Annotated in this window: 11 protein-coding genes and 2 pseudogenes; 4 read left to right on the plus strand and 9 right to left on the minus strand. The window is 50.4% G+C overall.

Annotation, left to right across the window (positions count from 1 at the left end; all coding sequences use genetic code 11):
* Positions 1–326 precede the first annotated feature (326 nt).
* Both B5G04_RS14825 and B5G04_RS14830 read left to right on the plus strand, forming a co-directional pair.
* The gene (locus B5G04_RS14825; RefSeq protein WP_052306015.1) at positions 327–1,742 is read left to right on the plus strand and encodes a DUF6138 family protein; all 1,416 of its coding nucleotides are present in this window, start codon (positions 327–329) and stop codon (positions 1,740–1,742) included.
* Positions 1,739–5,890, plus strand: a complete 4,152-nt coding sequence (locus B5G04_RS14830) for an Imm5 family immunity protein (protein WP_087397911.1) — start codon at positions 1,739–1,741, stop codon at positions 5,888–5,890. Before B5G04_RS14825 ends, B5G04_RS14830 begins: the two co-directional genes overlap by 4 nt.
* Positions 5,891–6,004: 114 nt before the next feature.
* On the opposite strand, the gene B5G04_RS14835 is transcribed toward B5G04_RS14830, so the two are convergent.
* From B5G04_RS14835 to B5G04_RS14880, 8 genes and pseudogenes are all read right to left on the minus strand, one after another.
* A complete protein-coding gene (locus tag B5G04_RS14835) occupies positions 6,005–6,373 on the minus strand; it encodes a hypothetical protein (RefSeq protein WP_013616493.1) in 369 nt (122 codons plus the stop codon).
* A gap of 31 nt (positions 6,374–6,404) precedes the next feature.
* Complete coding sequence (locus B5G04_RS14840) at positions 6,405–6,677, minus strand: hypothetical protein (RefSeq protein ID WP_087397913.1); 273 nt, start codon at positions 6,675–6,677, stop codon at positions 6,405–6,407.
* A 7-nt stretch (positions 6,678–6,684) separates the two neighbouring features.
* Complete coding sequence (locus tag B5G04_RS14845) at positions 6,685–6,963, minus strand: hypothetical protein (RefSeq protein ID WP_072544701.1); 279 nt, start codon at positions 6,961–6,963, stop codon at positions 6,685–6,687.
* 11 nt (positions 6,964–6,974) lie between these two features.
* Entirely contained in the window at positions 6,975–7,172 is a 198-nt protein-coding gene (locus B5G04_RS14850; RefSeq protein WP_013616490.1) for a hypothetical protein, read from the minus strand.
* Between the two features lie 457 nt (positions 7,173–7,629).
* Positions 7,630–9,360: a ParB/RepB/Spo0J family partition protein gene (locus tag B5G04_RS14855; protein ID WP_087397915.1), complete on the minus strand. Its 1,731-nt coding sequence runs from the start codon at positions 9,358–9,360 to the stop codon at positions 7,630–7,632.
* 463 nt (positions 9,361–9,823) lie between these two features.
* Positions 9,824–10,006: pseudogene (locus B5G04_RS14865) on the minus strand (hypothetical protein); the annotation flags it as partial.
* A gap of 147 nt (positions 10,007–10,153) precedes the next feature.
* Positions 10,154–10,567 carry a single-stranded DNA-binding protein gene (locus B5G04_RS14870; RefSeq protein WP_087397919.1) on the minus strand — a complete coding sequence of 138 codons (414 nt, stop codon included), beginning with the start codon at positions 10,565–10,567 and terminating at the stop codon, positions 10,154–10,156.
* 818 nt (positions 10,568–11,385) lie between these two features.
* Positions 11,386–11,796, minus strand: coding sequence for a DUF4313 domain-containing protein (locus B5G04_RS14880; protein ID WP_013616486.1), 411 nt, complete (start codon positions 11,794–11,796; stop codon positions 11,386–11,388).
* A gap of 364 nt (positions 11,797–12,160) precedes the next feature.
* Between B5G04_RS14880 and B5G04_RS20570 the strand changes: the two are divergent.
* Together B5G04_RS20570 and B5G04_RS14890 are read left to right on the plus strand one after the other, a co-directional pair.
* Positions 12,161–12,438: pseudogene (locus B5G04_RS20570) on the plus strand (hypothetical protein); the annotation flags it as partial.
* A gap of 297 nt (positions 12,439–12,735) precedes the next feature.
* Positions 12,736–13,254 (plus strand): GNAT family protein, encoded by a 519-nt coding sequence (locus B5G04_RS14890; protein ID WP_013616485.1) that lies wholly within the window; start codon positions 12,736–12,738, stop codon positions 13,252–13,254.
* 964 nt (positions 13,255–14,218) lie between these two features.
* Here B5G04_RS14890 and B5G04_RS14895 read toward each other — a convergent pair.
* Positions 14,219–19,192 (minus strand): N-6 DNA methylase, encoded by a 4,974-nt coding sequence (locus tag B5G04_RS14895; RefSeq protein ID WP_087397922.1) that lies wholly within the window; start codon positions 19,190–19,192, stop codon positions 14,219–14,221.
* Between the last annotated feature and the right edge of the window lie 321 nt (positions 19,193–19,513).

The following is a 19,513-nucleotide window of genomic DNA, read 5'->3' on the forward strand; positions in this document are numbered from 1 at the left end:
CGGGAATGAAGTACGATATATTTTTGGAAACATACATAATTGCATCTATGAAGGCAACATTCAAAAAATTATCCTGTACCTGTCGGCTATCCTGTTCCTGCCGGCATTGCACGCCCCAACAAGGGCATATATTCCCAAGGAAACAGGCTCTGTTTGCCAGTACCCTGCGGACTGGAAGCATTGCACGGCAAATGAATATCCGGAAATGCGGGATAAAGGCCTGCTGGTTTCTGTGAAATCATTAACATACAAGTTGATTTTATATAGCAATGAAAAAAACAACGAATTTACCCAAGTTTAATAGCCAGGACGGGCGCTGTTACTGGATGAAGCCCGAGGTACAGGAGGAATTGCAGCCGCTCTTTGACCAGTGCATCCAGGATGCTATTGACGGGAGAATCACGCGGCTTGATTCTCTCTGGCCGCCGGTAGTGGTCAGCAGTCAAGGTGCGCCCTTTGAGGTGTGGCAACTGCTTAGGGCGTGGACCGAAATACAGCGGGCCGAGACCCTGGATGCGGAACAGGCCATCGCCTTCAGCGAAAACCTGCGCCGCCAGAGCCGGTGGGGTGAAATTGACCACCATCTACTTGATATGCTCAAACGGGAGCTGCAGGAAAAGTATTTTGTTGCAACAGACAATGAAGATGATCGCTTCTGGAATCGGGAGTATTCCCTGAAACCAGGTATCCATGCAGAGCAAGTTCCGGAGCCGCTGCTGCGCTTTGCCTGCTATGTGGCGGTAAACTATAAGGTATATGGCATGAGCTTCCAGTATTTGGACACCAATTACCTGTTGGGATTGGTCGGGAAAGTCCGACCGGATATAGTGGAAAAGCTGAAGGAAAACGGAACCGGCAGGTTGCCGTTCAACCTGCAAAAGAGAAAAACAGTGCACTTCACCGCATCGGCCAACGATGCCTTTGCCGTCATCCGTATTACTGCCAGGGATAATACGGAGGAATGCTGTCATGAAGTGCTGAACTACCTGTGTGAGCTTCTGGAGCAGGATGATTTTCCCCGCAGCTATGCTGTGGAGTTCAAAGGACCGGAAAAGAAGTATCTGCCCATTACAGGACTGCCCCAAAAGGGAGTAAACCAACTTTTTGCCTGTGCCGTGCAATACCCCAGCCTCCACCACTTGATGGAACGGTACGCCCGGCTTGCCATGCGGCAATATGAACAATACACCAATCTCAGCGATGAGCTGTGTGCCCTTCCCGGCAGTTTTGCCGTGTTTGCCTTGGGAATGCTGGGGCAAGAGTGGCGGCAGTTGGTGTGGGATTATCTTGACCTCTGCGATGATGAGCACTCCCGCTTACAGGAAAAATTCCTCCGGGAGTATGTGAAACAGTTCGGCTTTACCGCCGATACAGTCCCCGTTTTTGTCCGGGGGGTGCTGTCCATGCAGGACATGAAATATTCCAAGGACTATGCCGCATGGATGGCAAACGCCGAAAGCCTGGGTGCTCTGCTGGAGACAAAATCCCGTCTGTCTGAAATCGTCCCAAGCGGTTTTTCCTCCGACGAGGATGATGACGAGGATGATACCCCCAGTCAGGAAACAGAAGCCAGCCCGGAAGAAGTGCTGCAATACGCATGGGAAACAGTTTGCTATGTAATATGGGGCAAAAACAGCGCCAAGGGTGGTCAGAAAGTGGTGGACGCAGCTCCGGAGGAACTGAAAGAGATGTATCGACAAGTTTTCATTAACATAAAAAAAGAGAGAATACAGAGAAAATGATAAAAGAAACCATAGAGAAACTGAAAGGCATTATCGCCCAAAGTGACACGGGGCATCTGCCGCTGTCCTGCCGTATCGAACTGATGAAACAGGTCGGCGATGTACTCACCGTGCAGAAAATCATGTGCGAATGCTGCAAGAAAGCCTGTTCTGTCACGGGGCGACAGATTATGGACAATGTACATCTGCTTTCCCGCATAAACGAGCATCTTTACAGAAAGCCGGACTCGGTGGAAGACATCGAGAAGGAGTCGGGCGAACTGTGGCTTCATGTGCAGAACAATCCTGACGAGGCGACCACAACCGTGAGCTGGGCCATCGCCAGCCTCGGGTATTTTGTCTGCGGTGATGCGGCCTCCATGCTGAACCCGGAAGATTACGAAGGAGAGGATGATGACAGTTTTGACCCTGAGAGCATGGACATCGATTTCATAGTGTCGCTGGTCTGCTCCGGTGGAAGTCCCTTTTCCGATAACTGGAAAGGTGACGTGGAAAAACGTAGGGAGTATTGGAACTGGTACCTGGACATGACTCTCGCCATGTATGAAAACCCGCAGCAGGAGGTCATACCCTTCCATGCAGTCAACGACCGTAACACACTCCACATACCTGTGCCGCCCGGGTGCGACCCGGCATTGTCCGGAAAGATAGAGCGGCTGAACTCCGCCCTCGATTCATACATCCATGCTCCCACGAACAGGAAAGAGACGGAGCGGATGAAACCTTATGCGGAGGACAGCTCCCTTGTCCGTATCGTGGCCGATGTCATCCGGGGGTATTCCTGCATACCCTCCACACCGCAGGAAAAGGAGGATTACCGCATAACCGGAATCTACAACTATGATGTCATCCGGTTCTGGTACTGCGTAGCCCTGCTCGCCCAGTCCCCGGACGAATGTGCGGTTGCCTGCCTGTCGGGACTTGCCCGTACCCTCATGGAGCAGGGACCGGGAGAACTTGGCATATTGTACCGCATCCTGCTTCTGCTGCCGGAGCGGGAATACCTGCAGGGACTGACCGAGGAACTGGCCGGCTATTACCAGAAAATCATCCCGGATCTTGAAGCGGCGAAATGGCTTGCAGAGGCAGGCATCCCGTACCCAGACACTTTCGAGTGGTCCGTATCGTTCCGTTTCACTTCCAACGGGGAAACGGTCCTCCTGTCGGGGAACGAAACGGAAAGGAAAGCGTGGTTCACGCTGAGTGTCGAACTGTTCGGCCCTCAGGCTTTATACGGCGACTACACGAGGTTCACGAGCTACCACATCCATGTACGCAACGGGGACAACTCCGTTCACGGGCATTGGAATGAAAAGGACGGCTATCTCCTGCGTGATAACGAATACCTGATAAAAGATGAACACTACACTCCCAGACAGCTTGTCATACTGATGCACAAACTTTCGGGGGTAGGTATCCGTTTCTCAAAGGTCCCTGCCGACGTGTATGCTTCCAGGGGAATATCCGGCAAAGCCGTGAAGGAATGGATAAGGGAGATGATGGAGGCATACGAGCATGACTGCATGGAGGAGGTACGGGATCAGGACCTCGACATACGCAAGGACGAGGGGGATGTTGGCGACACACTCAACGAGATAAGGAAAAAATGGGGAGAAGAGATACCGGTATTGAAAGAGGACCGTTTCGATGAAATCGAGATGCAGTATTCCTGCTTCTCGCACGAAATGGGCATTACTGCCCTGGGACAGGAGCTTACCTCATACGGGTACGCACTATATGACCTGAACGGGGATGACATATATCTTCTGGCATTGGTTCCGCAGGCGAAAATGCAGGCCTTTGAGGAGAAATGTTGCAAGTACGGGCAGTATTGCAAACTGCTGAAACAACCCCGTTATGATTTCGGAATGAAGGCAAAAACCATAAAGCTGCGCAAGCAGATGCCCCGTGAAAGGATGGCATGGCCTGATGACGGGAACAGATATATCACAAGAGGTTTTGCGGGTTATTTCGCTTATGGGGAATGGCGACAGGCGGATGTTGAGAAATGGCAGGGTACATTCGTTGCGGATCTACGTGTCACACCGCTTCAGCCGGTGAAGATGAAGACGAAAAAAATCCACCATTTCATATACTCGGAAGAACTGGATTTCTATGCGGCATTGTACCCGATCTCTTTGGGAGAAATGGTCATAGGAGGCAAGAATCCGTTGGAGGCGGAAAAATGGCCGCGCATGTGCAATATGGCCGTTGACGAAAAGTATGAGTTCCGGTGGTGCGGGCGTTATCTGTGTCTGGGCGATGTCCATAGCGCCATCATACACACCATGACACCACGGGGTGTGAAACATGTAAGCCGGCTCATACTGCCTGATAACCTGATGTATGCCCCCAGTTTCGGTACAGACGGCAAAGGAACGCTGTATATCATTCCGGGAGAGTTTTGCAATTCTCCGGTTATCCGTTATGACGGCAACGGGAAATATTACGGAATGCCGTTCAAAATGTCCGGACATGACAGATTCGATGAAGGCTGTATTCCTGTGCCGGACACATCCCGCCTCCTTCTGTTGGGAAGCTACACGGCAAGAAACTGCAGCGGGATATGGATAGAACCGGGTCTGCTCGACCTGGACATGGCGACACAGAATTGCCGCATCGCCCCGCTCCGCATAGGGGACGGCTCTTTCCGTTTGCGTGTGTTCTACAAGGAGTGGGTGCTGGTGGAGAGCCAATCGAACGGCAACCGAACCGACTATGCCCGTCTCTGGAACCGGAAGACGGACGAAGTGCTACGCCTCCGTCCCGGCGTGTTGGGCAACGAATCCTTCAAATCCATCCATGCGATGCCTGACGGAACTGTCATCGTGAATACCCTTAATAAAGGAGATGCATTGTACCGGGCGGAAGATTTCTGGAATTTCCTGCGCACGTCAAGCCGAGCGAAGAAACTGGGATACTGGCTCAACTATCCGAAGCCTTACCCGGACAGGGAATACGAGCTGCCTCCCTTGTCGGAAGACGTGACCCTGATGTTTGCACCTCCGTTCGTTGAATCTCAGCCAACCATTTCTCCTGTTGCAAAGCCGCAACCGACAAGAAGCGTCAAAACAGGACCTGCAGAAGCCTCCGAGACACAAGCCACAGACGGAGTAGAAATTACAGAGGGCCGGTTGAAAATAAACGGCCGGCAGATGTCCATGCCTTTATCCTACACGGTTATGGTGCAGATTTTTGGCAAGGAGAGAATTGTGATCACCCATAAGACTATGCAGGATGACAGAGGCAGGACCATACAATACGACAGACGGAGTTTCCTCGTGTGGGACGATGCCGGAGTGACTGCTGTCCGGAACGAAGAGAATGCCTATAATATTTCGGCCATTTATTTACAGGTAAAAGAAAACAAGGAGCCGGTATCAGCCATTCCCGCACCAACCGGAATATACGGCGGTGAATTCATAGTGGATGGCATCAAGTGGGACAGGGCATCCGACATGACTGTATGCAGCGGAGAATTGGAAATAGCGTCATCTGCATCCGGCGGCTATATGGAAATCACATTCGCTGGCAGCCGTGACAGGAGAGACACATGGCAGCACTACCGTGACATCATGGCTGAAAATATGCAGGCCGCACTCGTGGAAAGAGACCGTGTAAGGCTGATGGCAAGAAACCATCCTGCGGGCAAGCCCTCGGACGACCAACCGGATAATGCCACTTCACTGGCTCAATCCTGCGAATCATTCCTTACCCATTCAGTCAATGCCCTCCATGCCGGTTATTCTATGGGCAGAAGCGTGCGTTATCTGAAAACCAACCTGCTCCCGCTTTTGACAGAGGCAGCGGAAAAGTGCAGCGAATACGGTTCCGTCAGGTTTTCAGATCTGCTGTCCGTATATTCCGGATGCGTGCTTCTCGGCTATGAAAAGGTAAATATGAAGCGGTTTTGCGAAAAGCTGGTTAAAAACGGTATCCGTGATTTCGTGTTCGATACCCTCACACGGTGTCTCGTCCCCGAATGGGACCTCACGGAAGACACGGTGTTTCCGAAAATAAAGGAGTGGATTGTTTCCCGGCATGGAAACACAATCGCGCCGGAAGCAGTGACTGCATTAAAAGAATTATCCAGCATATCCGGAAATGTCCTGATTTTAGATGCGATAATGAAAAGCATCCAAAATTAATAATCCGTAAAGGAGAATGCCGGAAATCAGGCAAAAACGGCTCTGAACCTGTAACATGAATAAGCCCCGAAGGTCTTTGCCTGACCTCCGGGGTTATCCTTTTCCCCTATGTCTTTATTTGTACCATCTGAGCGACATCGCCGTCTGTTCGCAGAAACGGGCATATTCCTCCTTGTCCGTCCCGCTCTCGATGCGGCGGTCAATTAGCTCTCCCAGTTCATCGAAACAGACTTCATCACTGATGCACTCCACCCCCGTACCGTCCCGAAGATACACCTCGTAATAGTCCGAGCCGTTCAGACATATAAGCACATCGCCCTGAAATAGTCTTCCGTTCACATGGAATTTCAGACCCGGCAAATCCTTGAATATGGCAGGCGTGAATTGTCCGATACCCCAAGACATGAGGATTTCCATGCGGGTCGTTGCTATCAGTTGTTCTCTAACGGTCTGTGCGACCTGTACCACATATTTTTTGTCCATCATCTTGATTTTTGATTGATTTATACTCTTTTCATTCGAACCAATCCGAGTTGCTTTCCTTCAAGACTTCAATCAGTTCCTTGTCCGGCAGAAGAAGATTCTGCGGTTCTGTAAAGTAGAATACCTCGTCGTATAGGTCTTCCGCTTCCTTACTGGCAAAACCTTCGTTCACATCCTCGAAACTGCCCGGCTGCAAGGCGTCAAGCAGTTCGGTTGAACCAATCAACAATTCTTCTCCGTCAATTGAATCGACGATACGGCAGATGTATGTCTTGCCGTCAAATTCCAATTCTTTTGTTCTCATATTCGATTTATTTTAATGGTATATACTTTCCGTGTTCATTGAGATATTCCATGATGCACTTCGCCTCCTCATGCGATGCCCTGTTGCGGTCATCGTAACGGCGGCTGTCGTCTGCCATGACCTTGATGCACTCCCGGATAAGCCGGTAAAGGCTCTGCTGATTTGTCGGGTGCATGCCCGGGATAGCCGCAGCGAATTTTCTGGGGTCGAAACTGTAGCTGTTCACCGCCATCTCCCACTCCTTTGCGAGTCTGTACTCTTTCGATTCCTGAATATTTCTGTCCATAGTTTTGATTTTTAATAATTCTCATTACATATCCCATCAAGTTCCTTGACTATGCTTGATACACTTTCTCCTGTCAATCCTTCAATGTCATACAGCAAATCCAACAGAAAGCGATATGCCTTGTCTCCAGCTTCTGTAAATTCTCCTGTACTGTCGAATGCGTCACCGACACATCCAAGCTCTTGTAACAATTCTTCCAATGTTTTCATCTTTTTGAATTTAAGTTTTTTCTTTTCCCTCTGTTCGGCATCCTGCAACCGGAGCCGCTTCGGGTTTTACGGTGCAGGGAGAGGCCGCCGGATAAGCCATTCCCGATGTTTTTTCCTGCCAATTACTCTTGCCCCGGCAAGGAAGAATTTGCAGGAAATGCACTTCAAAACGGAGGGGACAGGCGCGGCAGCCTACATTCGCACCGTAGAAAACCTGCGGCGGTGACGGCATGGAGGCGGAAACATGGGAAGCCCCCAAACGGTATAAAGGGAATGAGCCTTGTGAGGCAAGGCTTTGGAAAAGGTCGGCAGGCGGTTAGAAAGGGATAGCAGCGGCATGGTGCCGCCGTCGCACCTTGTGGCTTTCACTAAAAAAGGCATGACCGACGCACCACATAACACAACAGTATGCAGGACGGATTTCTCCGCCCTGCTTCTGAACTGAATTATGGAAAGGTCAAGCCGCTACATCTTCGGCTTGTGGCGTTTCATCGGGTTGCGGTTCTTCCTGCTGCTCCGCTTCCTGCCTGGCCTTGTCCTGCACCATGAGGACTGCTTTCTTTTCCTCGATGCGCTGGTGGCGTTTCTCATAGACTTCATCATAACCCTTTCGGATTTCGGCAAGCGTTTCGGGCATGTGCTTCTCCGCAAATCGGAGCAAGAGGGTGGCTGCGGCATCGCTGGCCGGTGCGTCTTGGAACTCGGAAATCAAGAAGTCCCTGCGGATAACGGCTTTCGCCTTGCCATTCAGGTTTTCAATGATGCGCAACTTGTCCTTGTCGGAAAGGTAGTACACATTCTCGTCCTCAATGCCTACGGCTGCGTAATGCTCCCTGCGGAGATATGAAAGGAGGAAGTAATAAATCATCTTGTCCTCGTCAGCTCCGAACTTGGTTTCGGCGGTGTCCACCTCTAATATCCGCTTCTTGGTGTCCGCAACCGTCTTTTCAAGGGCGATTTCCTTATTGCGCTTGTCCTGCTTTTCCAGTTTCTCAAGCGGAGTAAGTTCTTTCTCCTTTGTCGATAACGTGCCGTTTGCCGTATTCGTTGCGGAGTTCTCCACATAACCGAGAAAGAGGTCTTTGTTACCGATAAGAACATAGAGCGATATTTCCCCCTCTTCACTTCGTCGTAATATGTCCTCGCATTCAGCCTTGTAATCTTCCTGCTCCTGCTCGAAGTCCCTTTGGGCTTCTTCGTATTCTTCCGTGGTCTCGTAATCTGCCGCTTCGGGTGCTTCGGGCAGTTCGGGATAGTCCTCATGGCGGCATGATAATCTCTCCACCTCGTAGCCAAGTTCCTCAAGCCGCTTGACAGTCGTGTCGTTGTAGGTGTAAAAGATAGAATAAGCAAGCGAAGCGGTAGGATGGTCTGCCAACATCTGCATGGCCTTTTCCACAAGATAGGCTGCATTCATGTCCTCAAGGCATTTCCTGTTGGCACACTTTCCGCAACTGCCCTCACAGAACAACATCATGTTGTTGGTGTTGTGCGGGCAGGACTTGCAGAGGGTCTTGTCAAAGGAATAGCGGTCAAGGTCAGTCGTATAATCACTTTCTATGCGTTTCGCCACATCTACGGCTTTCATGCCACGCCAACTGCCGTATATGACTCCCTCTTTCAGATGCCTGCCGTACACCTCACTCTGTATGTCCTCACCATATCGGCAGATTTCACTTGCCACACTGATTGTGATTTCGTCCGTTTCCAAAAGGGCTGCGATTTCGGGAATCAAAGTCGTGAATTTGAGCCGTGTGCGAATATAGTCTTCCGACTTGCCGAACTGAACAGCCAATGAATGCACATCGTGCCGTCCGCTCTCTATCAGTTTCTGATAGGCGTTTGCTTCCTCTATGGGTGTAACGTCCTTGCGCTGCAGGTTCTCCGTGACCGCCATTTCCTCGGCTACCTCGTCCGACACTTCGTATATGACTGCCGGAACGGTTTCCAGTCCTGCCATGAGCGATGCACGGTATCTGCGTTCGCCAAAGACAACCTCGAAGCGGTTTTCATCAATGGAGCGTACACCTATGGGCTGCAAGACACCCTGTTGCCGTATGCTCTCGGCAAGTTCGGCAAGGCTCGCCTCGTCAAAGGTCTTGCGAGGGTTGTAGTTACTCGGCTGAATGTCTGCCAATGCTACCGATGCGATGTTCTTCTCTACTGACTTCATGTTTGTTGCTTCCATAATTCAAAAAAATTAATTTGTTAATAACTTGTTTTTTTATTTTCCCTCTTGTCGGTTCTTTTCTGCCGAACCGCCTTTGGGGTTTTATGGATGCAGGTTCCGGCCGTCGGAACAGCTTCATACGGCGGCTTTTCTTGCCAAATTACTCTTTCACGGAAAGGAAGAATTTTGCAAGAAATGCACTTCAAGCCGACGGATCAAGCGCGACTGCCGACCTTTGCATCTGATAAAACCAATGGCCGGTGACAGCAGGAATGACCAGGAGAGGATAAAGGCCCGGCCGTATAGAAAAGGGAAACGGGTTTGCCGGAGATGGAAACGGTGTGGATGAACGCTATAAATGGGTATAAAAGAATGTGATATTTGACAAATACAAAAGGTAAATTTTCCACAAATCGTATAAAAGGATTGGCGGAACAGGCAGCATATCGGGCAACTCCGATATGCCACCTGAAGAAAATCACAGCGGCGACAGTTCCGCTGCGAATACTTCCGCCTCCGAATAGTCCGAGGCTATCAAAATGATACTGTCCTCTTCGATTTCCTCCGGGACATCCACCACCTGATACACACCGTCCGACAAACCGCCGTCCGGGTCATGCCAGAAAACCTTGCTTCCAGCCTTTATAAAATCGTAATTACTCATATCTCTATCATTTCGGGTCGTTCTTATTTCTGTCTGTGGTGTAAACTGAAACCGGCATACACCATACCGGCAGCGGGTCGATCCCCCTGACTGCCGGATACGGCATATACCATAGTCCAGTCCATACCGTCACCGGTGATGCCTTTGTCAGAACGGCAGGTCGTCCTTGTCGTCCTGCGGCATATCGGCAGGGAGTACGGGTGTGCTGTCCGTTGTGGCCGCCATGTTGTCCGGGCTGCCAGCCGAGCTGTCCTTCTTGCCTGTATTGATGAATGCGATGCTCTCCGCCGTAATGGAAAGCTGAATCTGGCTCTCCCCGTTTTTGTCCGTCCACAGGGAAGATGAGAGCGTGCCTTCAACAAGCACCAGCCGTCCTTTGGTGAGGTATTCAGCCAACCGGATGTGGTTCTCCTTGTTGCTTCTTACCTTTACCCATGTGGTGACGTTCTGTCCCTTTGCATAATCGTCAACGGCTATGTTCATGGCCATGAATGAGCCGTGGGCTCCTGCAATCACCTGGCAGTCTTTGCCGATGCGTCCGATAGTGTGTACATGTAACATAATATAAAATGTTTTGTGGCAAGGTGGTTGGTCCTGCCGTTACCTTTTTTTATTTTCCCTCTTTTCGGTTCCTTTCTGTCTGAACCGCTGTCGGGATTTTATGCTGCAACCAAAGGCTGTCGGCAAAGCCGCACACGTCGTTTTTTTTGCCAATTACTCTTGTCAGCCCCGGCTGTCAAGGAAGAATTTGCAAGAAATGCACTTCAAAACGTAAGGGACAGGCGCGACGGCCTATATTTGCAGCGGTAAAACCAGACCGGTGACTGCCAGAAAGCATCCGGAGAAAGCATAAAGTCGCACCGATTATAACTGTACGGACGGCCCTGCCGGGGATAAAAGCAGAGGGAAAGGGTGATATAACGGGAGAAACGGCTTGGGCGGGTAGAGAGCAGTGGTCTGCCGGGCAAACAGAAAGGGGACTCTTTCCGCCTTGAGATCTGCCGGAATATATGGAGGCCGGCGCAAAGCGGGATGTGTCACCGTTTGCCCATGACACTGACGGCCCGGAAAGAAAAGATACGGATTAAAGGCGGAATGTGCCAGAGCAAGATCCGGCAGGAAGCCTTGCATAGCGGAATACCGTGTTGTTTCGACATCCGTCGAAGCTCCGGCATGGAGCGGCATGAAGCGGACTGCCGTTGCTCCGGCACAGCCTTCCGTACCTTGGATTGCAGAGCGGACTGTGGCACAGACCTCCTACCTTGCTTCATGGGCGGGAAAAGCCGGGTAGAAAAGGGATGAAATGCCGGGACGGTATGCCATAAAAAGGGAATTGCCGGCAATGAAGGCAGCCCAATATGACTGCCCTCCCCTGCCTGTCAGCCGACGAAGTTGAAATGCCTGTCGCAAAATTCTTTCTGACGCATGAAGCGCTCGCTCCGGTAGAAGTCCACTTCGGGATACATGCAATGGCCGGAAGCGGCGTATCTGCCAGTCGGTACACCTAACTCATAAAGCACGAGCCAGTCCAGCACCGCTTCTCCGTTGTTGTTCGTGTCGATGAACTGGCAGCCGGCATTACGCTCCACGCCCGGAAGATTGACGGTTATGACTGCTTCCGGCTCGAAACCGTTGCTGTCTTCTTTATATTCAAGCAATTCCAGACAGATTGGGCTGCCCAGTCCGTGCTGGTAGTAGGTAACAAACGGGAAGACCCATTTTTCATCCTTACGCAGAAGTTTTAACGTCAAACCGTCAACGACCACTTTTTTCTCACTGTTTTTTTCCATACTTCAAATTTTTAATTTCGTTTTTTTATTTTCCCTGCGTTCGGTCCTTAAAGACCTTCGCCGGATTTATTTTTCCGCACCACGAAAGTGATAACGGCAACCGGACAAATCTGGCGACAGAAATACGCTTCTCCCCGAGAAGGAAGATTTCCGTCGGCCACCGCAGGCCGTGAGGATTTGCAAGGTGCAGCTGTTATCCGTTACTTTCGCGGAACAATAAGCCGGAAGGTCAGGACGGACTGCAAGGACAAAGATATAAAAGGATTGAAAGACAGATATAAAGGGAGACGATAAAAAGGCTCTCAAACCTATACATTCAAGAAATATCATAAAATTTCTAATCATTGATAATGTCAATGCAAAATTGCGTCAGGAAGTTGCCAAGCGTGATAAAGAAATTGATGAATTAAAAGTTAAGATGCAACAAATGCAGAAACAGCACGGAAAACAGATACGCGATCTTTAAGAATACACAGTCAAGAGCTTGAAGCCAAAGACAGGGAAATTTCCTGGCTGAACTCTCTTTATTTGAAAAAACGCATAAATGGTTTTCTCATGTTCAAAGAACAGTTTGATAAATTACGGCATAGTTTACGAAGACCGACAGAAGAGCCAAGCAAAAGTAGAGAATTTAAGTTATAAATCCGTTCTATATAATACTCAAACATCAATATAATAACTAATTTTGTATTCGGATAGAGGTAACTCTTCCCAAGACATAAGAAAAAAGAAGCGTTATGCTCATCTTGTAATTTGTGAACGTAGGAATTTCAGAAACTGATGCAAGAATAGAATAGTGACTATTACGCACATAGCGTGGGTTATTATTGTCACATTTGTATCAAAGGTTTCCTACAAACTAAGTGTTGCGTTGCAGTCCACGCTTCTGCATTTAATAATCCGCTCTGTTGGGCTGAGGAGCGAGATAAACAATAGAATATGAGCAACGAGATTCTTTTGCGATTAAGAAAATTCCATCCTGATGATGCAAATATTATTGCCGGATGGCTGAAAAGCGAGTATCAAATGCGTCAATGGTGTGCCGACAGGTATTCGCGTTATCCTGTCACAGCAGATGATATTAACTCACATCATGACAAATACATAGACGGACATTCATCAATTGCTCTTACTATGGTTGATGCTGCGGAAGTCATTGGTTATATAACACTCAGAAAGCCAACCCCTGAAAATTCAGAATGGCGACTTGGATTCGTAATAGTTGATGATGAAAAGCGAGGTCTCGGTCTGGGCAAAAAGCTTGTCGGTATGGCTATTGATTATGCCCACAAAGAATTAGGCGCAACTAAAGTAACGCTTGGTGTATTTGAAAATAATCCATCTGCAATACATTGTTATGAAGCCGCAGGGCTCAAGCAAGTTCAAAGAGAAGAGACAGAAAGCTACACTTGCCTCGGTGAGATTTGGAATTGCATAGAAATGGAGTTAATCATATGATGGATTCAAAAACAGTATATTACCATGTGCCCGCCATACGCAGAGGATGGTTTTAAGAATCGGTGGAAATAATAAAACACTCAACTTAACATTCTTGGATGTAAAACAGGGTGATTCTCTTGCAATTTGATGATTTTCAGTGCTTATTACAGATAAAAAGGGAAAAGGAGGATAAAAAAGGCAGATGCCGGCCTATAAAGGCAGGGCGGGCCGCACAGGGCATACCAATCGGGTAGGAGGTAAATGCTAATCATAGAAAGGCATTTGCCTCCTACTTTCACATTTACCGACCTCCCACACCACCGTACAAGCGGTTCCGCATACGGCGGTTTCGCGCTTTCTCATCTCACGATGTGTGGCAAGTTGTTTTCAGCCATCCCTCGGACTAGCGTCACTCCTACTCTATTGTCGGATTCCGTCCTATCGTGGTGAGTAGGGAAGCTCCTTTCGGACATCTGACTACAAAAGAGTCTCAAGGGTAGCAGTCATTTACTATTGCACTGCGCGATTCGGTCCTTCCCCATAGACACACGTGTCTTAGGTACTATAACCTCTGCTGACTTCTCACGGCAAGCTTTACTCCGTCAGGGCACATCGAATGGGTACGTCTTCGCCATGCGTCCGTGAGACCTCCTCGGATAAGGGCATTGTCTTTCCATCTTATGCCTACTTCATTTACACCGACCGTTCCGAATAGCTATCGGGCTTTGGTTTGTGTAGAAACCTTACCCACGGTCAAATGCCTTGTATGAAGTTTCTGTTCGTTAGACCAGATGTTTGCCGCCGGCTTCCTTCAGATTCCACCTCGCGATGGACACCCTTGCCTTGGGCTATGTGATTCCCGCTATTAGGGCTCACTCGGGACTTACACCCGTTAGACAATGCTCATGCCGAGCGTACTACAGAAAAACCTGCCCGGCCATCACGACCGGACAGGGAGTAAAGGTTAAAATATGAATTACGGTCAGGCAGCTTTGTCGATGTCCTCCTGTGCCGGATGCGGTTTCTGTTCCGCTTCCTTGAGGGCTTCGTCTATCCGCCGCTGCAAGTCCCTGCATTCCTGCCGGAGCCTTGCCAGTTCGTCCGACTTGCTCCACTTGCGGCTGACGATTTCCTGCAAGGTGGGAAGCTCGCTTTGCAGTTTTTCGATTTTCTTGCGCTGATTGTCGATGATGCCCGGCAGTTTGTCTAATGTGGTTTTGGGATATTGCGCCGACTCGACAAACCCCAGCGGCAACGCACCCGACACGCCGCAACGGTATTTCAATCCGCTTCTGCCCTCGACATAGAACGTGTTGCGGTCGAATGTCCCGGAAAAGTCGTATTCGCTGCGTACCAGCAGGTTCATCCCCATATAGCTGCCAATGGTGGCGTATGCCTCGCTGCGGTATGTTTTCGCCATGCGGTGCAGTTCACGCCCGGTTTCTTCTGCCGTGGCTTGCGGCAGGTTCAACAGCAGGGTCGTCCGCTCTCCGGTGTAAGCCGTGATGTATTTCCTATCGGCATTGACCTGGGCGATGAACCGTTCCGCCTTTTCGATGTCCTGCCTGTTGGCGGAAATCTTGTGCTCGGCACGGATGCGCTCTTTCTTGAAAATCGCCTGTTCCTTTTCCAACTGCATAATCCTGTTGTCGAGTTTCGCCTTGTTCAACAGGTCGGTATTCCCGGAAAGGATGGCCACGAACTCTGCGAAGTTCATGCCGTTGTCCTCGTCTATGCTGTCCTCGTCAATGCGGCGCACGGCAATCGTGCCGTTGTTAATCTGATTGATGAACATCTGTTTGTTACGCAAGAGGTTGAACTTGTAGGCATCCAACGTCTTCTCCGTGCCGTAGATGACTATATCCACCACATTGCCGCCCCAGAGCTTGACGGTGTTTCCCTTGCGTACCGCCCTGCCGTTGCGCTGTTCCAAGTCAGCAGGCCTCCAGGGAACCTCAAGATGATGCACCGCTACCGCCCGTTGCTGGGCGTTCACACCTGTGCCGAGCATGGAAGTCGAGCCGAACAGCACACGCACCCTGCCGCTGTTCATGTCCGCAAAGAGCTTCTTTCTCGCCCTCTCGGTCTGGGCGCACTGGATAAACTGTATCTCGTCCGCCGGAATACCGAGCCGCACCAGTTTGTCCTTGATGTCGGTGTAGATGTTCCACTCATTCGGCTTGTAGGTGGAAAGGTCGCTGAATATGAACTGCGTACCACGGTTGGCATTGGAACGCACATAATAGTCATATACCGTCCTTGCACAGACAGAAGCCTTGTTGTCCGCATCGTCATGGAACTTGTCTCCGAGCAGTCTCATGTCGAGAGCCATCTTGCGTGCCACATTGGTAGCAACGAGCATCTTCGCTTTGTCGAGGTTGTCCGGTTCGGGGATGTCAAGTCCCAAATCCTCCCATTGTCCGCTATGCGCAAAGGAGACCAGCCGCCCAATCATTTCCTCCTGCTCGATGGTCGGGGCGTATGACAGGAAACGCACATTCTTTTGCGGCACATCGAGGTTAATCATGTCGGCGGTGCGGAAGTCGGTAATCTCACGCAGGAACATCGCCAGTTCCGGTACCTTGATATAGGTACGGAAACGCTCTTTGCGCTTGATTGAGCCTGTCACGTTCAGCTCGTAATCAGCGGTTTTCTTCGTGAATATCGCCGCCCACGCATCAAAACAACTGATGGACTGCCGTCTCAACTCATGAGGACGCAGGTACTTGAACATCACATACAGCTCGGTAAGCGCATTGACGACCACCGTGCCGGAGAGGAATGTCGCACCGAGGTCATGGCCTGTACGGTGCTGTATGTCACGGATGGCAAAAAGCAAATTCATCGCCCTTTGCGAGCCTTTGGTGTTGCCGATGCCCGCTACCCTCGTGTGCCGTGTCTGAAACATGAGGTTCTTGAACATGTGCGATTCGTCCACAAAAATATGGTCTATGCCCATTGAATGGAAATCCACGGTATCATCTTTCCGCTCATTGATTTTCATCCGCAATTCGGCGAGTTTCGCTTTCAGATTCTCCTGCCGCTTCTCCAGTCCTTTCTGCATCTGCCTGCTGCGGTAGCGCATGGTGGAGTTCTCCAATACCTCAAGGCTGCGCTCCACATCGGCAAGTTCTTCGGAGAAAATCTCCATCATGGTTATTTCCGACTGCGGTATCTTTGCGAACTGGTCGTGTGTCAGGATGATGCAGTCCCAGTTATTGTTTTTGATTTTAGCAAACACCTCTTTCCGGTTGGCAGGCGTGAAGTCCTCCTTGCCCGGATAGAGTAGTTTGGCAGACGGATAAGCCTTGCGGAACGTGTCGGCTATCTCGTGCACGTTGGCTTTCAATCCGACAATAAGCGGCTTCCTAATTAGTCCGAGACGCTTCATTTCGTAAGCCGCCACGCACATTATCATCGTCTTGCCCGTGCCCACCTCGTGCCAGCAGATACCGCCGCCATTCTGCTTAATCATCCAGATAGCATCTTTCTGCGAGGGATAAAGCTCCTTGTAGGCGAAGTGCTCGAATGAAAGCCCCGGAAAGGTCTGCGCCGAACCGTCATAGTGCGGCCTTACAAAACAGTTGAAACGCTCGTTATAGACCCTTACCAGTTCGTCCCGGACTTCCAACGGTTGCCTGTCGAGCCATTCGTTGAACCGCTCCCTAATCTCCTGTATCTTGGTGGCGGCTTCCTGTATGGCTTCCTCGTCCGGCACACGCACCTTGTCGCCGTTGCGATCAATCTCTTTCGTTATCTCCGGCACGGTATCGTGCAAGGCATGGACGAACAGGTCTTCACCGTTGTAATTCCGCACGGAATAGGTGTTGTACGCCGCCGGAGAATAGCCTTTCAGCCTCACAAGGTAGGTGTCGTTCACATCGAAATACATCACCTCGGCTTCCACGCCGAACAGCTCCGCCGCAAAATCGGCGTATATCTTTGTGTCAATCCACCGCTCGCCCATGTTGATGTCAAGCTCCTCGTAAGGTATCGTTTCGGGTATGGCTTCCTCCAACGCCCTCACGGATGCCTCCGTCCATTCCTTTTCGGTGTTGCATAAAGAGGGAATATATGAAGCCATTTCCTTGTGCTTGGCTACGACATTCCCGGCAAGAAACTTTCCTTTATGCTCCCAACATCCGGCAACGGGATTGTAGAAAATCTCCCCTTTGAGAGCTTCCATGACTTCTTCCCAATCCGTGCCTGTGGACTGCATAATGTAGCCCATATCCACCCTGCCGTAGAAATTGAGGCTGCTTGCCAATGCCTCGAACGGTGCCAGTCTTACACCTGTGTCTATCTTTTTGAAAGCCAAAGGCTCACGCATGATGTCTGACTTGAAGATGTTGTCGCCGACCTGCATTTCAATGGTATAGACCTCCATGCCCAGACTGTCCTGCATGATGAAATCCCTGTTGTCGTTCTCGTGGAAATATCCCCACTTGGTGACAAAGGCATCATACAGGGTGTTCAGCTTTTCACGCAAAGCCGCCTGTTCCTTTTCTTGCTCCCTCTCTTTCGTTGAAAGTTCGAAATACGCCTCACGGAGCGGCAAGTAGTCCGCCGTCCTCTCCACATTGACCTTGCCCTCGTCCAACGGCACGAAATCCACCGCCGTTTCCTCGTAGTGGCTTGACCTGCGGAACCGGAGCGTTCCTACCTGTCCCTCGAACAGCACTATCGCCCCCTCTTTCATCCATCCGGGCATATCCCCGGTGTATGCCCTCCTGCCTTTGTCCGGCACGGCGGCAACCGCCCCACCGAAAAGCGACATCTGTACAGGCGCATCGTCCTGTCCGATGAAAAGGCTCTTGTGGAAATATCTGTCAAAGTCATATTTAACCAAAGCGGAAAGGTATTGTGCCATTGCCGTATCAGAGCCGAGCCAGTGATGTTTGCGTACATATTTGCCGTATTGGTTCTTCACGATGCGGCTGTCTGTTGCCAGCACGGTTTTCGGCATGGAAAACAGTTTGTTGGCATATTCCGTCATCGCACCGTCCGCATTTACATTTTCCTTTGTGACTTGCAGGAAATATTTCTCCCGGAGCGAGAGGGATGCCTTGTGCATGTGCTTCTGGAATATGAGCAGGTCGCTGCCCACCTCGATACCGCTCGTCTGCATGAAAAGCGTGTCGGGAAGCCTTACCGCACTGATAAGGTCGGCATGGCTGACAAGGTATTCTCTCACGAATTTGTTGCCCGGCGTGTCGGCTACGCCCCTTGAAGTGACGAAAGCCAGCAGTCCGCCCTCGTTAAGCAGTTCCATCGCCTTGACGAAAAAGTAGTTGTGTATGGTCTTGGTGGCCTGTTCGTAAATACCGCCTTTCTTCCAAAATTCCGTATCGAACACACGGAAATTGCCGAACGGAATGTTGGATGCAATGACATCGAATTTCCGATGCTCCAGCTCCTGCCTGTCTATTGCTTCAAACCCTCCTGTCACGGTGGTTGCTTCATCATGCAAAAGAGAAAGCACAAGCCCGGTAATGATGTCCTTTTCAATGGCGTAGCTGTGTGTGCCGCCCATAGCCACAGGCAGGAAACCTCCGATGCCTGCGCTCGGTTCGAGGAAGCTGCGCATCTGCAGTCCGTTCTCCCTGAATGTGGTGTGTATCTGACCTGCGACGGCTTCAATGAGGAAATCCGGCGTATAGAACGCAGTCAGCACGGAAGCCTTTATACTGTTCATCAGCAGGTCGTAATCCCCCTCGCTCCCTCCTGCAAGAGTTCTCAAAACCTCCTGCAAGCGGTTTGTCTGCTCCGCCAGTTCTTCGGGCATGGGGATTTGCGTTCCGATAGTCAGCACTTCCTTGACACCTCCAAAGCCCGAATACTGCGCCAATACCTGTTTCTCTTCCTGTGTGGCTTTCCTGCGTTGTTTGTGGACAGTCACCGCTGTTTCTATGGCGGCCACATTTGCCGCCAGTGATTTCAATCTGTTGTAACTCATAGCTTAACCTTTTATTTTTCTTCCCTCTGTTCGGCCTGTTTGCGGCCGCCGGGAATTATTTTTCTGCTCCGAAAAGTCGGCAGGAACACCCGGCCAAGGCTGGACGGGAAAATACGCTCGACAGCGGAGAGGAAGATTTTCCCGGCTCACCCCTGCGGCGGCTTGCCGGCATTGGCAAAGGCTGGGACTGTCGGTTACTTTTGCAGCAAAATAGTTCCCCAGGAGGTCGCACGGCTGAATGGGGCGGAAACGCCGGAATAGAAAAGGGAGGATGCCCGGCAGGTAGAAAAGGGAATGGAAAAGTATAAAGGCCATTGCTGT

It is taken from the genome of Bacteroides sp. An51A, from assembly GCF_002161565.1.
GTDB lineage: Bacteria > Bacteroidota > Bacteroidia > Bacteroidales > Bacteroidaceae > Phocaeicola > Phocaeicola intestinalis.

Coding starts and splice junctions, on each gene's coding strand:
- B5G04_RS14850 (WP_013616490.1), bottom strand. CDS start 7,172: ATGAAAACATTGGAAGAATTGTTACAAGAGCTTGGATGTGTCGGTGAC.
- B5G04_RS14830 (WP_087397911.1), top strand. CDS start 1,739: ATGATAAAAGAAACCATAGAGAAACTGAAAGGCATTATCGCCCAAAGT.
- B5G04_RS14880 (WP_013616486.1), bottom strand. CDS start 11,796: ATGGAAAAAAACAGTGAGAAAAAAGTGGTCGTTGACGGTTTGACGTTA.
- B5G04_RS14825 (WP_052306015.1), top strand. CDS start 327: ATGAAGCCCGAGGTACAGGAGGAATTGCAGCCGCTCTTTGACCAGTGC.
- B5G04_RS14895 (WP_087397922.1), bottom strand. CDS start 19,192: ATGAGTTACAACAGATTGAAATCACTGGCGGCAAATGTGGCCGCCATA.
- B5G04_RS14870 (WP_087397919.1), bottom strand. CDS start 10,567: ATGTTACATGTACACACTATCGGACGCATCGGCAAAGACTGCCAGGTG.
- B5G04_RS14890 (WP_013616485.1), top strand. CDS start 12,736: ATGAGCAACGAGATTCTTTTGCGATTAAGAAAATTCCATCCTGATGAT.
- B5G04_RS14845 (WP_072544701.1), bottom strand. CDS start 6,963: ATGGACAGAAATATTCAGGAATCGAAAGAGTACAGACTCGCAAAGGAG.
- B5G04_RS14835 (WP_013616493.1), bottom strand. CDS start 6,373: ATGGACAAAAAATATGTGGTACAGGTCGCACAGACCGTTAGAGAACAA.
- B5G04_RS14855 (WP_087397915.1), bottom strand. CDS start 9,360: ATGGAAGCAACAAACATGAAGTCAGTAGAGAAGAACATCGCATCGGTA.
- B5G04_RS14840 (WP_087397913.1), bottom strand. CDS start 6,677: ATGAGAACAAAAGAATTGGAATTTGACGGCAAGACATACATCTGCCGT.